11 protein-coding genes are annotated in these 14,049 nt (G+C 68.8%); 3 read left to right on the top strand and 8 right to left on the bottom strand.

Annotated elements, in window-relative coordinates; genetic code table 11:
• Positions 1–112 precede the first annotated feature (112 nt).
• On the top strand, positions 113–652 hold the full coding sequence (locus Ssi02_RS07560; protein ID WP_204022622.1) for a hypothetical protein: 540 nt from the start codon (positions 113–115) through the stop codon (positions 650–652).
• On the opposite strand, the gene Ssi02_RS07555 is transcribed toward Ssi02_RS07560, so the two are convergent.
• The 6 genes from Ssi02_RS07555 to Ssi02_RS07530 all read right to left on the bottom strand — a co-directional run bounded on the left by Ssi02_RS07555 (position 649) and on the right by Ssi02_RS07530 (position 8,185).
• Positions 649–2,406 (bottom strand): DEAD/DEAH box helicase, encoded by a 1,758-nt coding sequence (locus tag Ssi02_RS07555; RefSeq protein ID WP_204022619.1) that lies wholly within the window; start codon positions 2,404–2,406, stop codon positions 649–651. The genes Ssi02_RS07560 and Ssi02_RS07555 overlap by 4 nt on opposite strands.
• Before the next feature lie 174 nt (positions 2,407–2,580).
• Positions 2,581–3,459: a hypothetical protein gene (locus Ssi02_RS07550; protein ID WP_204022616.1), complete on the bottom strand. Its 879-nt coding sequence runs from the start codon at positions 3,457–3,459 to the stop codon at positions 2,581–2,583.
• 79 nt (positions 3,460–3,538) lie between these two features.
• Positions 3,539–4,966 carry an MFS transporter gene (locus Ssi02_RS07545; protein WP_204022613.1) on the bottom strand — a complete coding sequence of 476 codons (1,428 nt, stop codon included), beginning with the start codon at positions 4,964–4,966 and terminating at the stop codon, positions 3,539–3,541.
• A complete protein-coding gene (locus Ssi02_RS07540) occupies positions 4,963–5,910 on the bottom strand; it encodes a zinc metalloprotease (protein WP_204022611.1) in 948 nt (315 codons plus the stop codon). The genes Ssi02_RS07545 and Ssi02_RS07540 overlap by 4 nt, the downstream gene beginning before the upstream one ends.
• A gap of 206 nt (positions 5,911–6,116) precedes the next feature.
• Positions 6,117–6,368, bottom strand: coding sequence for a DUF3039 domain-containing protein (locus tag Ssi02_RS07535; RefSeq protein WP_204022609.1), 252 nt, complete (start codon positions 6,366–6,368; stop codon positions 6,117–6,119).
• Between the two features lie 230 nt (positions 6,369–6,598).
• Positions 6,599–8,185, bottom strand: coding sequence for a DHA2 family efflux MFS transporter permease subunit (locus Ssi02_RS07530; RefSeq protein WP_204022607.1), 1,587 nt, complete (start codon positions 8,183–8,185; stop codon positions 6,599–6,601).
• 194 nt (positions 8,186–8,379) lie between these two features.
• Here Ssi02_RS07530 and Ssi02_RS07525 point away from each other — a divergent pair, with 194 nt between their 5' ends.
• Positions 8,380–9,015 (top strand): TetR/AcrR family transcriptional regulator, encoded by a 636-nt coding sequence (locus tag Ssi02_RS07525; RefSeq protein WP_204022605.1) that lies wholly within the window; start codon positions 8,380–8,382, stop codon positions 9,013–9,015.
• A 21-nt stretch (positions 9,016–9,036) separates the two neighbouring features.
• Here the strand turns inward: Ssi02_RS07525 and Ssi02_RS07520 are convergent, their stop codons facing one another.
• Positions 9,037–9,615, bottom strand: coding sequence for a YqgE/AlgH family protein (locus Ssi02_RS07520; RefSeq protein ID WP_204022604.1), 579 nt, complete (start codon positions 9,613–9,615; stop codon positions 9,037–9,039).
• Between the two features lie 270 nt (positions 9,616–9,885).
• On the opposite strand from Ssi02_RS07520, the gene Ssi02_RS07515 reads away from it, so the two are divergent.
• Complete coding sequence (locus Ssi02_RS07515) at positions 9,886–10,413, top strand: hypothetical protein (protein WP_204022603.1); 528 nt, start codon at positions 9,886–9,888, stop codon at positions 10,411–10,413.
• 164 nt (positions 10,414–10,577) lie between these two features.
• Here Ssi02_RS07515 and Ssi02_RS07510 read toward each other — a convergent pair whose 3' ends face one another.
• Positions 10,578–14,003, bottom strand: a complete 3,426-nt coding sequence (locus tag Ssi02_RS07510; RefSeq protein WP_204022601.1) for a glycoside hydrolase family 84 protein — start codon at positions 14,001–14,003, stop codon at positions 10,578–10,580.
• Between the last annotated feature and the right edge of the window lie 46 nt (positions 14,004–14,049).

Genomic DNA, 14,049 nt, shown 5'->3' with positions numbered 1-14,049 from the left:
GTCTAGTGCCTGTATGCCAACGCGCAGCGTACACAAACGATCACCACTTCTCCACCGATCAGCCAAACCGGCACCCAGCGAAGGCCGAGCGAATACTACGTAGGGTGATCAATTGACTGCACGACGAACGGAGATCTTCCCAATGGAGGCACACGCCCTCGGCACGGCCTGGATGGTGCTCGGTCCCCTAAGCCTCTGGTTCTTCCTCCGAGGCCGCGCCCTGCCCCGTATCGCCGCACTCTGCACCCTGGCCGCGCTGGAGACCACGACGGTCCTCCTGGCGACGCCGCCCACCGCTCCCCCGCCGGTGGCGGCGACCACCCACCCCGTGGCCCCCGGCACCGCCCCCTGCCCGACGCGGCGCCCCGCGCCAGCCAGGGTCCACCGCACGGGGGACGCGCTGACGATCGCCTGGCGCGCGGTGCCGGGGCAGTGCGCGCGGGCGGCGGTAAAGGTGCACCGGAAGGGGCGCCGGCTCGGGATCTGGTTGTACGAAAGCCCGGCCCCTCACCGCGCGGGCATGCGTGTGCTCCCTGTGCGGTTCCACAGGGGCGGCATGGCGTCACTGCGCCTCACCCTCGACCGGCACCCGGTCGCGGGCCCCCTGGTGCCCGTGGACGGGCGCACGGGACGCCCCATCCCGGGCGCCTAACGTGAGCGCTGGGTCGCCCACTTGCGGATGGTCTCGATGCGCTCGCGCACCTGCTCCGCGGTGGCCTGGGCGAGGAGCGGGCCGCCGCAGGCGCGGCGGAGGTCGGAGTGGATGACGCCGTGGGGCTGGCCGGTGCGGTGGTTCCAGGCGCCGACGAGGCCGTTGAGCTCTTTGCGCAGCTCCGCGAGCTCCTCGTGGGGGCTGCGCACGGGCTCGGCCTCTGGGGTGCCGACTTTGCGGCGTCTGGCGGCCTGCTGGTCGGCCTGGCGTTTGCGGAGGATATGGGCGACCTGGTCGGGTTCGAGAAGGCCGGGCAGCCCGATGAAGTCCTCCTCCTCGGGGGAGCCGGGCGCCGCGGCGGTGCCGAACTCGCCGCCGTCGAAGAGCACCCGGTCGAACGTCGCGGAGGCCTCGACGGTCTCGAAGGGAAGCTCGTCCCCGAGCACATCGGGGTTGTCCTTCTTGCGCTGCGCCTGCTCAAGCAGCGAGTCGTCGAGCCCGTCGTCCTGCTGTCTCTTGCCGAGCACGTGGTCGCGCTCGGCCTCCATCTCGCCCGCGAGCCCCATCAGCGTGGGCACCGACGGCAGGAAGACCGACGCCGTCTCGCCGCGTTTGCGGGCACGCACAAAGCGGCCGACGGCCTGGGCGAAGAAGAGCGGGGTGGAGATGGAGGTGGCGTAGACGCCGACGCAGAGCCGCGGGATGTCCACCCCTTCCGACACCATGCGGACGGCGACGAGCCACCGGTCGCCCGACGCGGTGAAGTGCTTGATCTTTTTGGACGCCCCCGGGTCGTCGGACAGCACGATGGTGGCGCCCTCGCCGGTGATGGCGCGCAGGTGGCGCGCGTAGGCCCGAGCCGCCTCGTGGTCGGAGGCGATGACGAGGCCGCCGGCGTCGGGCACGCCTCTGCGCACCTCGGTGAGGCGCCGGTCGGCCGCGCTCAGCACCTGGCGGATCCAGTCGCCCTTGGGGTCGAGGGCGGCACGCCAGGCCTGGGAGAGCTGGTCCTTGGTGAGCGGGGTGCCGAGGGTGGCGGCGATCTCGTCGCCCGCGCGGGTGCGCCACTTCATCTCGCCCGCGTAGGCGAGGAAGATGACCGGCCGCACGACGCCGTCGGCCAGCGCCGGGCCGTAGCCGTAGGAGTAGTCGGAGACACTGCGCTGCCCGCCGTCGCCGTCCTCGGCGTAGGTGACGAACGGGATCGGGTTGTCGTCGGAGCGGAAAGGCGTGCCGGTGAGGCCGAGGCGGCGTGTGGCGGGCTCGAACGCCTCACGCACACCGTCGCCCCACGACTTGGCGTCGCCCGCGTGATGCAGCTCGTCGAAGATGACAAGCGTCTTGCGCGCCTCGGTGCGGGCGCGGTGCAGCGCGGGGTGCATCGCCACCTGGGCGTAGGTCACCGCGACCCCGGTGTAGTCGCGGGAGGTGGTGCCCTGGCTGTTTTTGAACTCCGGGTCGATGCTGATGCCGACCCGGCCGGCCGCGTCGGCCCACTGCCGCTTGAGGTGCTCGGTGGGTGTGACGATCGTCACCGCCCGGATGGCACCGCGCGCCAGCAGCTCGCTCGCGATGCGGAGCGCATATGTCGTCTTGCCCGCCCCCGGCGTCGCCACGGTGAGGAAGTCGCGCGGCTCACGGTGGAAGTAGAGGTCAAAGGCCTCCTGCTGCCAAGCGCGCAGTTTGGGGGCGGTGCCCCAGGCTGCGCGGTCGGGATAGGAGGGCGACAGGTGCGACGCGGCGAAAGTGCTCACAGTGACCCCAGGGTAATCGGGTGAACCGACAAGACGTGCCGACCTGACGAGATCCTCGCCAAGGTCGTTTCGCCGTGCTAGGGGGTGCCGTACGGCTTGCGCCCGTATCCGGCCTGGTAACCAGTGGCCGCACACCAACCGAAGTCATCCCCGAAAAATCCCCCTGAAACCGCGTCACGGATCCAGCGACAACCCGCTCATGATGTCGTCGATGTCGGTCCGCAGACCGGGCTCGTCGGGCTGGCTCAGCGCCACGACGACGGCGTCGCGTTCGGTGCCTGTGAGAACCAGCACACGCATGAACGCCGGCCGATTGACCACATCCCGATATTTCGCGAGCACCGATCGGCTGTGCCCGGTGAACCCCGCGACGTTGAAGGGCCTGTCCTCGACGACGTCGACCTTGTCGCCGTGGAGCAGCAACCCGCTGTAGAGGTCCGTCAACTCGACCGCCATCTTGTCGGGTTTCGTCCCGTCCGGGATGGCGGAGGTGGGCCCGATCATGAGAACGGCTCCGCCGGAGCGCACGGCAGTGGTGAACCCGGTGACCGGCGGCAGGAGCTCGGTGTGCCACCCGTCGGGCACGGGGTAGCCGATGCCGGTGGCGAGGTCGGTCTGCCCGTCGCCGTTGGAGCCGGACGAGATATACCACCACCCGCCGAAAGCGGCGGCCGCGACGACCCCGGCGGTCAGCACCACCAGCAGGTAGAAGCGCGGGCCCCGGCGGCGGGCGGAGTCCTCGTCGTCGGCGGCGGGCTGGACGGCCGCGCCGTACCAGCGCCCGGAGGGGGGCGGCACGCCGCGGGACTCCGCGTCGCCCACGTCGGCGGGGTCGGGGTCGCTGTAGGGCCGCACGAAGGAGGGACGGCCGATGCCCGGGAACCTGGCGCTCAACCTGTTGCGTCCCGCGGGCAGGCCCTCAGGCGGCGGTGAGGGATCGTCGCTCTCCTCGGTGAGCCAGGAGTTCCACTCGTCGGCTTCCTGGTCTTCCGTACGGTTTCCCCAGCGGCCACGGCGACTACGACGGGGCGGGGGGATCTCATCATCGTCCACGGCGTCTCCTCCCGTTACGAAGATCCCCTGTCCGACCACTGCGTGACGCCTCGATCAGGATATTAGTGACCAATGTGAACTATGTGGCGAATGAGTTTTCACGCATCCGTCCCGACACCAGGATGCCGAACGCCCCGACCACCGTCATCAGCACAGCGATCACCACGAACCCCGTAGCGATCTGCGCCGAGCCGTGTCCCGCCACGTTGATCAGCGCGCCGCCGAGACCGATGGTGAGCGACGACCCCAGGGTGTCGGTCACCTGGAGCGCCGCGGAGTTCGCCCCCTGCTCGCCCTCGGCCGACTGCCGCATCGTCGTGACATTAACGCTGCTGACGGCGAGTCCCATGCCGAAGCCGGCGAGCAGCCAGGCCGGCAGCACCACCCATCCGGTCATCCCCGGCACCATGGCGAGCACGGCCACCGCGATGCCCGACGTGACGGCGACGCATCCCCACCGCACCAGCCGTACACGGTCGGCGTTGCGCCTGGTCTGCAGGAACGAACCGAGCGACCAGCCGATCGCCCCCGTGGTCAGGGCGACGCCGGCTTGAGTCAGGGAAAACCCGTGCACCTTGTTGAGCGCCAGCGGAATGAAGGAGTTCACCCCGAAGAAGGCGGCGCAGAGCACTCCGCGCATCATGACCGTGGTCGGCAGCCCCCTGCCGAAGCGCAGCGCCCGCCGCGGAAGCAACATCGGCAACCCGAAGGCGAGCAGCGCCAGACCCCCGAGGACGGCCAGTCCGCCGAAGGCGAGGGCCTGCCTCACCGTGTCCACGCCGTACAGCAGCAGACCGGCGCCGATCGCGGCGGCCGTGGCCGCGGCGGTCATCAGGAGTGGACGGGTACGTAGACCTGCCGCCCGCTCGGGCCGCTCCGCGGCGGGAACCTCGGGCGACTGCTCGGGGCCGGGCCTGAGGGCGGGCAGCAACATGATCATCGCTGGGACCACCAGCGGCACGATGCCGAAGAACACCCACCGCCACCCCGCGTTGTCGGCGATCAGCGCGGCCACGCTCGGCCCGACCAGCGCGGGCACCACCCACGCCCCGGACAACGCGGCGAAGATCTTGGGCCTGGCCTCGGGCGAGTAGACCCGCGCGATCATCACGTAGATCGCGACCATGACGGCCCCGGCCCCAAGCCCCTGTACGGCACGGGCCAGGATGAACACACCCTTGTCCTGGGCGACCCCCGCGAGGAGCATGCCGACGATGAACAGCGCCACCCCGAGCAGGAAGGGGACGGCGTGGCCCCGGCGGTCGGACCACATGCCGGCCACCACGTTGGAGAACAGGCAGGACATGAGGAAAGCGGAGAAACTCCACCCATACAGATCGAGCGCGTCGAGCTCGGCGGAGACAGCCGGCATGACCGCCCCCATGGACATGCCCTCGAAGGCGATCAGCGTGACGACCAGGACGATGCCGAGGCTGGCGGTGCGGTATTGAGGGCTGAAGATTCGGGGGGAAACGTATGGACCGTCAAGGGGGTTTGGGGCTGTCACCCATTAAGGGTAATGTCCCGTTTTTCTGTCCTGTAGGCGGCCCACATCTGCCGCATCCGCTGCCCCTGCCCTGCGGTGAACTCCCGCATGCAGGCATCGACCGAATAGTCCATATAGTTGTGGATCGGATCGGGTCCGCCCCCCGGACACGAATCCGCCGACTCGGGGCACCCCTGGGTGGCGCGGGCCTGCGCGGGGGTGTCGTCCACGGCGTCACCGGGGGCCTCGCACCCGTTCTCGAAGGTGTGGAGCAGTCCCAGCCAGTGGCCGATCTCGTGCACACCGGTGTAACCCCGGTTGAAGTCCCGCAGCGCGCCGTCCGGCAGGCTGCGCCAGTCGATCACGACCCCGTCGGCCCGCGGATTGCCGGCGAACCAGTAGGGATAGGTCGAATAGCCGAGCACCAGCTCACTGAGCTGAGCGAGGTAGAGGTTGAGCATGCTCACCCCGCCCTTGCGCAGCCCCCGCTTCATCTGCACCTCATGGACCAGCGGATCGCGGAACCACTCGGCGTTGACGGTGACGGTGACCCCGACGAGCCGGAACCGCACCCCGGTGTCGACGCCGCCGAATTTCCCGCTGTAGGCCTCGTTGAGCGTCTCGATCTGGCGCCGGACCGCGAGATCGCTGGCGCGTTTGGCCCCGTCGGACAGGACGTGCACCCACACCGGCACGGTGATGACGGCGGGGACGGGCGTGCGCAGCGCCGACAGGCGCCTTTCGAGATCGGCCAGCATGCGCGCGACCTGGCGGGCGCTGGGCGCGTGCGGCTCGCGCCCGCGCGGCCCCGGACGGCGGTGAGCACCTGGTTTGTGACGGACTTCGAGCTGTTGATCCGGTGAGGGGCAGACGCCGGCGTGGGCGTGCGCCCGCTCGGGTCGCACGCCGGGCGGACCGAACGCAAGCAGGCAGGCCGAGGCGACGGCGATGGCACGCCGGGTCATGGAATCCCCCGATGACAGGCAGGTGGTCAGCGAATGTGCTCAAGCTCAAGGCTGTGCTCAAGACCACGCGCACGATGACCTGCGCACACGCCATGCACACGCGGCATTGCCGACCGTAGTCGCACTTGAGGCGATCATCCGCGACCAACACCGGGTTTTTCCGCCCGACCGCGGATCAGCGCCCGCGGCCCGGCTCCGGTGCCCGCCTACTTGTCGCCGTCGGGCTCACCCTTCGGGAGACCCTCATAGATCTCCTTGCACTCCGGACACACCGGGTATTTCTTGGGGTCACGGCTGGGCACCCACACTTTGCCGCACAACGCGCGGATCGGAACCCCGGTGACCATGCTCTCGGTGATCTTGTTGCGGTCCGCATAGTGCGAGAATCGCTCGTGGTCACCGTCGCCGTGCGACAGTTTCGGCGTGACTTCGCTCTCGGGAAGGATCTTCGTGCTCACTCTGACGAGTCTATTCCGCCCCGGGGTCGGGCCGGACGCCTCTCCCCGTCAGAGCGGCCACCTCGCACAACCACCCAAGTGCGACCCCCTATAACAACCCGCCGCGAAGCCTCTCGACCCGAAATCCGGCACATGCCCCCAGGTCAGCCTCAGCCATCATCCCGGCGGTGAGGAGTACGGCGAAGCCCCCGCTCTTCACGTGAAGAACGGGGGCCACCGATCACGACATATCAGCCCATGTGCACGGTGGGACCGTCGTCCTTACGACCCGCCTTAACGAACAGGGCAAGCAGCGCGGCCACGATCGCCACACCGGTGCTGACCGTGAAGGCGAACTCAAGACCGTCCATGAAGGACAGGTGCGAGGCGTTCGCGATCGCGTCGACAATGTTCTGCGGGGTGCCGGGCGGCGACGGCGGCACCATGCCGGTCGAGACCATGCTCTCCATGAGGTCCACCTGCTGCGGAGTCAGCGCGGGCAACCCGGCGTCGCCGTAGTGCCCCGGCAGCGACTCGCCCACCTTGGCCGCGACCATGGCGCCGAGGATCGCGGTCCCCAGCGTGCCGCCGACCTGCATCGCCGACTGCTGCATGCCGGAGGCCACACCGCTAAGGTCCCTGGGCGCGTTGCCGACGATGATCTCGGTCGCGCCGACCATGACGGGCGAGAGGCCGAAGGCCAGCAGCGCGAACGGCAGAGCCGTCTCCCAGTAGCCGCCCTCCATGGACAACCGCGAGAGCAGGAACATCGAAGTCGCGGTGATGAGCATGCCCGCCGAGATGGTGATGCGCGGCCCGAGCTTGCCGATGGCGAACCCGGCGAGCGGCGAGGCGACGATCATGCCGGCGCTCATCGGCAACATCCGCAGGCCCGCGTCCAGCGGGGACAGGCCGTGCACTCCCTGGAAGTAGAAGGTCAGGAAGAACATGGCACCGAACATCGCGAACGCCATGAGCACCATGAGCACGGTGCCGACGGAGACCGACACGTTGCGGAAGATCCCGAGGGGCAGCAGCGGCTGCTGTGCCTTCGTCTGCCAGAACACGAAAGCGGCGCCGAGCACCAGCGTCCCGCCGAGGAAGGCGAGCGTCCTGGTGTCCCCCCAGCCGTATTCCGGCGCCTTGATGATCGCCCACACGAGGCAGAACATCGCACCGGACAGCAGGACGACGCCCAGCCAGTCGATCCTCGACAACGACTTGGCCCTGCTCTCCTTGATCACCCACAGGGCGACCGCGAGGGCGATGATGCCCACCGGCACGTTGATGAAGAACACCGACTGCCAGCTCACGTTCTCCACGAGCAGCCCACCCACGACGGGACCGGCCGCACTGGACACACCGATGGCCGAGCCCCAGATGCCGATCGCCATGTTCAGCTTCTCAGGGGGGAAGGCGGAGCGCAGAAGCGCCAGCGCCGCGGGCTGGATCAGCGCGCCGAACAGGCCCTGGGCGACGCGGAAGGCGATCAGCCAGCCGATGGAGTCGGACAGGCCGATCGCCAGCGAAGTGATGGTGAAGCCGACGATGCCCACCACGAAGGTGCGCTTGTGGCCGAACAGGTCGCCGAGCTTGCCGGCGGTGATGAGGAAGACCGCGAGCGCGAGGAGATAACCGCTGGTGACCCACTGGAGGTCCTGGAGCGAGGCGCCCAGTTCCTTGGCGATCACGGGGCTGGCGATGCCGACGACCGTGCCGTCCAGCATCACCATGATCACGCCGAGCGCCACCGCCAGCAGGGTCAGCCAGGGACTTCGGCTCTTGCCGCCGGTGTCCGACTCAGGAGGTGGCGCAGCCACGGTTTTCGCATGGGCCATCGGGGGTCCCCCTTGTTACACATGTGGATCTTTACGAGGCCCCCCTTCGACCATCCGAAACCAGGGCAGGGCGGGCGTCTCGCCTACGACTCTACGCAACTTATGTCAGTCTCTGACACATCACAACGCATTAAATAAGTCACACTCTGACTTGTGGCAGTATGTGACTATTATCCACATTGGAGGTGACCGCGATGCATCAGCCCGGCCTCCGTGAGCTCAAGAAGGAGCGAACCCGCCTGGCCTTGGTCGACGCGGGGCTCGACCTGTTCCTGTCGCAGGGATATGAGGCCACCACGGTCGACCAGATCGCCGCCGCCGTGGACGTGTCACCGCGAACGCTGTTCCGCTACTTCCCCACCAAGGAAGACCTGGCCCTGCACTACGTCTTCGCGAGCGAGCAGGCGATCCTCGCGGCCCTGGCCGCGCAACCCGCAGACGAATCGCCCTTCTCCGCACTCAGGAGCGCGTATCGGTGCATGCTGCAGGCGGTCGAGGACTCCACCCCAGAGGAAATACAGCGCTTTATGCGCACACGCACCCTACTTGACGCCAATCCCACGCTTATCGGCAGGGCCACCGCTCGGACCCACGACTCGGAACGCCGCATGGCCGCGGAGATCGCCCGCCGCGTGGGAGTCGACCCAGAACACGACTTCCGCCCCATGCTGATCGTCGGCCTGCTCACCACGACCGTCCGCATCGGCTTCGAATGCCATCCCGGCAAACTCCAGAACAGCAAAGACCTGGTCACCACCGCCGAGGCCGTACTCGACTTCCTGGAGCGGTCCCTGCGCCCCGGCTGGGACGACCTCGGCACACCCCTCTGACGGCGGGTACGGCACAGCCGGCTAGTTGAGCGTCGGATCGTCCGGACAGGTGGCGACGAAGGCGAGTTCGCCGGGTTGCCGGCGGAGGACCGAACGCCACAACGACCCCGGGTTGTCGTGGAACGTGTCGGCCGGATCGGCCTCCACCACATACCACGCCCCCTCCCGGATCTCCCCCTCAAGCTGCCCCGACGTCCACCCCGCGTAGCCGGCGAAGATGCGCATCTGCGCGATCTCACCGGCCAGGATCTCGGGCGGCGCGTCGAGATCGACCGTTCCCAACCGGGAGACCGCGGGGGCGCCGGCGTGCAGGCGACGCCACCCCAGCGGCTCGCCGCCGCTCGGCACCGCGGCGAGCGCGAGTGCGCTGTCGGTTTGCACCGGTCCGCCCTGAAACAGCACGGCCGGTCCGGTCACGAGGTCGTCCCAGACCGGCAGGACCTGCATGACCGAGATCTCGCTGGGCCGGTTGAGCACCACGCCGAGGGTGCCGCCGCTTCGATCGTGCTCCAAAATCAGCACGACGCTACGCCGAAAGTTGGGATCGTCGAGCCGGGGCGTCGCCACCAGCAATCCACCGACGTAGATCGCCTCCACCATGCATCCATGATGATGGGTCCGCGAGGAGATCTCGCCCCGACCCCCTTAAGCCGTATCGATGTTACTGTCCGTAGCGAATCGGGAACTGTAAGTAATGTTGATCAGAGTTTTGGGGGACCCATGCAGCCACGAACGCGACTGGCCTTCGCAATGCCTGTCCTTATGCCCGCCCTTATGCCTGCCCTCATGCTCACCCTGCCCTCCGCCGCAGCCCTGGCCGTTCCCGCAGCCGCGGCAGCGACTACGCCCTCCATGTCCACAGCGCCCTCCATGTCCACATTCGTACCGACCGCGTCCACCCCTGCCGCCTCCTCCGACAAGGCCCCGCTTGTCGACGTCTCGGTCACCAAGGTGCGCTGCCCCGGGAACAACGCCGGCGTAGTGATGTCCGCCGGGGAGGGAGAGGGGCAGGTCGGCTTCACCGTCCGCCGCGACGGGGCCTTCATGTACGACGGGCTGCTCAACCCCAGCGCCAAGCGCACGGTGGACGTGAACGTCGGCTCGCGCAAGAGCGCGGAGATCGCCGTCGAGATCGAGGGCCAGGGCACCGCGAACTACAAGGTCACCTCGGGCTGCGCCGGCAAGCGGCACAACCGCCAAGGAAAGGCGCACGCCCTCCCCCGCACCGGGCCACCCGCCGACCTCATGGGCAAGATCGCCACTGCCGGGGGGCTTGTGCTCACCGGAGGGGTCATCTGGTGGTTCGGCGTCATCTGGCCTAGGCCGCGGCCGGACACCCCCATTTGCGTTGACCGCTCCCGCTACGGCAGGCGCCGCTACCCGAACCTGAAACTCTGACAGGACCTACCTACAGCGCCTATATACAAGGCGGCCTCGTAAGACCGCGGCTCCCGGCCGGCATGGTTCCGGGCGGAGGCACGGCTCATGCCGTACCTCCGCCCGGTCAGATCACACATGCAGATCACACATGTAGATCACAACATCTCGGGAATCACCCCACGTCAGGAAGCCGCGTGCACCTCCATCTCCCAGAGCGAGTAGCCGAAGCCCGTGGCCCGGCGCACTCCCTGCACGCGCACGAAGCGCGAGGAGTTGGCCTCGAGATAGATCTCGTCGGTGCCGCCGTCACCGTCCACGACCTCGGCTGCCGGCGTCCATGTCACGCCATCGGTGGACAACTCCACCCGATAGTCCGCGCCGTACGCCGACTCCCAGTGCAGCGTGACCTTGCCGACGTCCGTGGCCTGGGCCAGCTCCACCTGGATCCACTGGTCGTCGCTCCTCACCGACGACCAGCGAGTGGCCCCCTTGTCGCCGTCGAAAGCGAACTTCGCCGACAGATGGGGCAGATCCTCTTCCACGCTAGAGGCCGAGGCAGGGCGGTTGAGCGCGATGTTCCCCGGCGCGACCGGCCTGTGCACCGAGACCGCGACCTCCGCCGACACAGCCTCGTCCCCGCCCGCCGGCGTGAAGACCACCTTCACCGTGCCCTTGCCGACCCGTGGCGCCGTGAACTCCACCGGCAGCACCAGCCCGCCGCCGCGCGGCACCGTGACCTGCTGCGCGGCGGGCACCGTCCAGCCCTCCGGAGCGATGACCGACACCGCGCCGGAGACCGGGGCGGCACGATTGGTGACCACGTTCGCCTTCACGGTCGTCGCCCGCCCGGCGACGGTGTCCAGCGCCGCCGGCTCGACCGACACCCCGGCCGGTTTCCCGTCGCCATAATGCGGCACCACTTCGGCGATGCGGGGCGCCTCACTACCCGCCGTCCACACCAGCCGCACGGCGTCGATCGAGGCGTCCGCCATGTCGAGTTCGGTGTACGGCCCGGCCAGGGCGCCGATCGAACGCCACTCGCCCGATGCCCGCACCTGCACGTCGGCACGTCCGGTGCCGACGACCGCGACCCGGTCGACGATCCGCGGCGTGGAGAACGCGACCTGAAGGGCGTCGCCCTCGGCGGGCGCGGCCGACGCCGCCCACGAGGTGTCGAGGTCCCCGTCGACCGCCGCCGGGAGGCCGGTGCCCTCCGGCGTACCGGTCACCGTAAGCGCCGTCCCGGACTCGTCGAGTGTCGCGACCGAGAACTCCCTGAGCACGAGCCAGGGCACCGCCGCCTCCGTCACCCGGTAACGCACATAGCGGGCACGGGTGCCGGCGGGCGCGGTCACACGCACTTCTGCGGTGTTCCCCGTGCCGAACTCGGTCCACGCCGACCCGTCGGCGGAGTGCTCAAGTACGCCGCCCCTGATGTAGTCCTCCGGGCTGTCCGCCTTGCTCATCAACACCGCGACATCGCCGATCAGGCGTGGGGCGCGCAGGTCGACGGTGACCGTGTCGCCGGCGTTCGGGCTGCGGTTGCTCCAGAAATATGTCGCCGGGTCGCCGTCGATCGCGCGGTCGATCGTGTTGCCACCGGTCGTGCCGAAAGTCGTCGCGACGGCCGGGCGCTCGACGTTCACCCCGAGCCAGCGGTGCAAATCCTTGAGCGCGTCGGTCACGAACACGTCGACCACGCCGTCTCCGACGAGCGGGAAGGACACCGAGTGCGGCCACCGCAGGTCACGGACCGCTTTCGCCTTCGCGACCAGATCAAGCACCTCCCGGCGGACCGCCAATCCGGCCGCGCCGTCGCCTGCCGACACCGCGTCGAGCGCGTCGTGTGCCTTGAGCATGGCTCGCGCCCACAACTCGGCCGCGTCCAGCCACGCCTTCGCCTCGGAGAGGAACGCCTCATCTGCCACGCCCCGGCGGATGATCTCGGGAGCGGCGGCGAGCCGCTCGGCGACCGCGCGCAGCGACGCCGGTCTGCCGGCCTGCCGGTCGGCCCAGAACTTCGCCACCTGCGGAGCGAGCAGGGGCGCCTGAACGGCGTGGAGGGTGCCGTTGTAGGTGTTGAGATCGGCGAAGTCGGTCAGTGCGCGCACGACGTCCTGCTTGCCGCCGGCCAGTTCGTGGAAGGCGCGCTGCCGTGACGCCTCCGGTTCGAAGACCTTGTCGTTCCAGCCGAAGTCGGCGAAGGAGTAGAGCGCGACCTTGCTGCCGGAGGCCTGGTTCATCGGGTTCGAGACGACCCCGGCCACGTGCTCCGACAGGCCGGGCTCACGCCCGTCGTAGGCGCCGAGCAGTAGCCTGCCGACGGCGTAGTCGTTGACCGGATAGTTGTCCCAGATCAGGATCTCGTGGCCGTAGAGCTCCTTGGCCTTGGCGGCGTCGCCCTTCTTGATGGTGCCCGGGACAACGCTGACCCCGGTCCACTGCACAACCACCTGCGGATCGAGCTGTTCTCTGATGCCCTTCTTGTACGGAGAATCCTCGACGCCGGAGAACTCCGTGGGCACGACCTGGATCGGCTGCACGTCGCCCTTGGCCTTCGCCCACGCCTGCACCGCGTTGACCGCGTCGCTTTGCGCCTTGCCCGCGGCATAACCGCCGGGGGCACCGTATTTCTCCTGGTCCCCGGCGCAGTTCCACCGGGTGTGGTCGATGTCGTCGAGCGCGACGGTGAACGCCCGGCCGCCGAGTGCGTAGACCGAGTCGAACTTCGCCACGAGTTTGGCCACGTCGTCGGCGGACGAGTAGCACATCGTCAGGCCGGGAGACAGGGCGAAGGTGAAGTCGACGTGGCTCTTGGCGGCACGCGTGACGAGCTCACCGAGCTGTGCGAGCTTGTCCGGCGGGTAGGGGTCACGCCACTTGTCCCGGTGGTAGGGATCGTCCTTCGGCGCGTACTCGTAGGTGTTCATCTTGTGCGCGCCGAGATAGTCAAGGTGGTCGAGACGCTCCTGGTGTGTCCAGGGCGCACCGTAGAAGCCCTCGATGGAACCGCGATAGCGCATCAGCGGCCAGTCGCGCACCTCGACCCCGGGCACCCGGGCCTTCCCGCCGCGTCCCCGCTCCACGATCTGGGAGAAGGACAACGCCGCGTAGTAGGTGCCCCGGGCGTCCACACCGTCGAGCACGATGTGCTTGCGGTCATCGTCGTCGTCATGGTCGTTGTGCCGGCGGTCGTCGTCATCGCCGTCGTCCACCTCGCCGGCGGCCAGCACGTAGCCCTCGGCTTTGAGTCCGTCGGCGTTCTTGACGCGCAGCCGGTCGAGGATTCCCTGGTTGCCGTCGAGCCAGACGGTCACCCCGGTGCGGGGATCGGTGCCGTCGGTGGTTTTGACGCGCCTGACGCCCGCGTCCTGGAGGACCTTGCGGACCAGCGCCTCGGCCTGAGGATCGGTGCGAGTGGTACGGACCAGACCGACGACGGACGGGAGCGTGAATCCATCGCCTTTCCGGTCGAGCTGCTGCGGGACGGGGCTGATCCGCACCTCCGGCCGATCACGGTCGGCGAGCGCGGGAGCTGGGAGAATGAAGAGCGGGGACGCCACGAGAGTGGCGGCAAGGACGGTGGCTGAAAAACGGGTGGGGGCCACACGGACTCCTAGACGTGCCAAATATGCATAACCGGCTGAAAGTCAC

It is taken from the genome of Sinosporangium siamense, from assembly GCF_016863435.1.
GTDB classification, from domain to species: domain Bacteria; phylum Actinomycetota; class Actinomycetes; order Streptosporangiales; family Streptosporangiaceae; genus Sinosporangium; species Sinosporangium siamense.
This window is presented reverse-complemented; position numbering and strand designations above follow the sequence as displayed.

Excerpts from the sequence above, each read along its gene's own strand:
- Ssi02_RS07540 (WP_204022611.1), bottom strand. The coding sequence starts at position 5,910 with ATGACCCGGCGTGCCATCGCCGTCGCCTCGGCCTGCCTGCTTGCGTTC.
- Ssi02_RS07530 (WP_204022607.1), bottom strand. The coding sequence starts at position 8,185 with ATGGCCCATGCGAAAACCGTGGCTGCGCCACCTCCTGAGTCGGACACC.
- Ssi02_RS07525 (WP_204022605.1), top strand. The coding sequence starts at position 8,380 with ATGCATCAGCCCGGCCTCCGTGAGCTCAAGAAGGAGCGAACCCGCCTG.
- Ssi02_RS07520 (WP_204022604.1), bottom strand. The coding sequence starts at position 9,615 with ATGGTGGAGGCGATCTACGTCGGTGGATTGCTGGTGGCGACGCCCCGG.
- Ssi02_RS07515 (WP_204022603.1), top strand. The coding sequence starts at position 9,886 with ATGTCCACATTCGTACCGACCGCGTCCACCCCTGCCGCCTCCTCCGAC.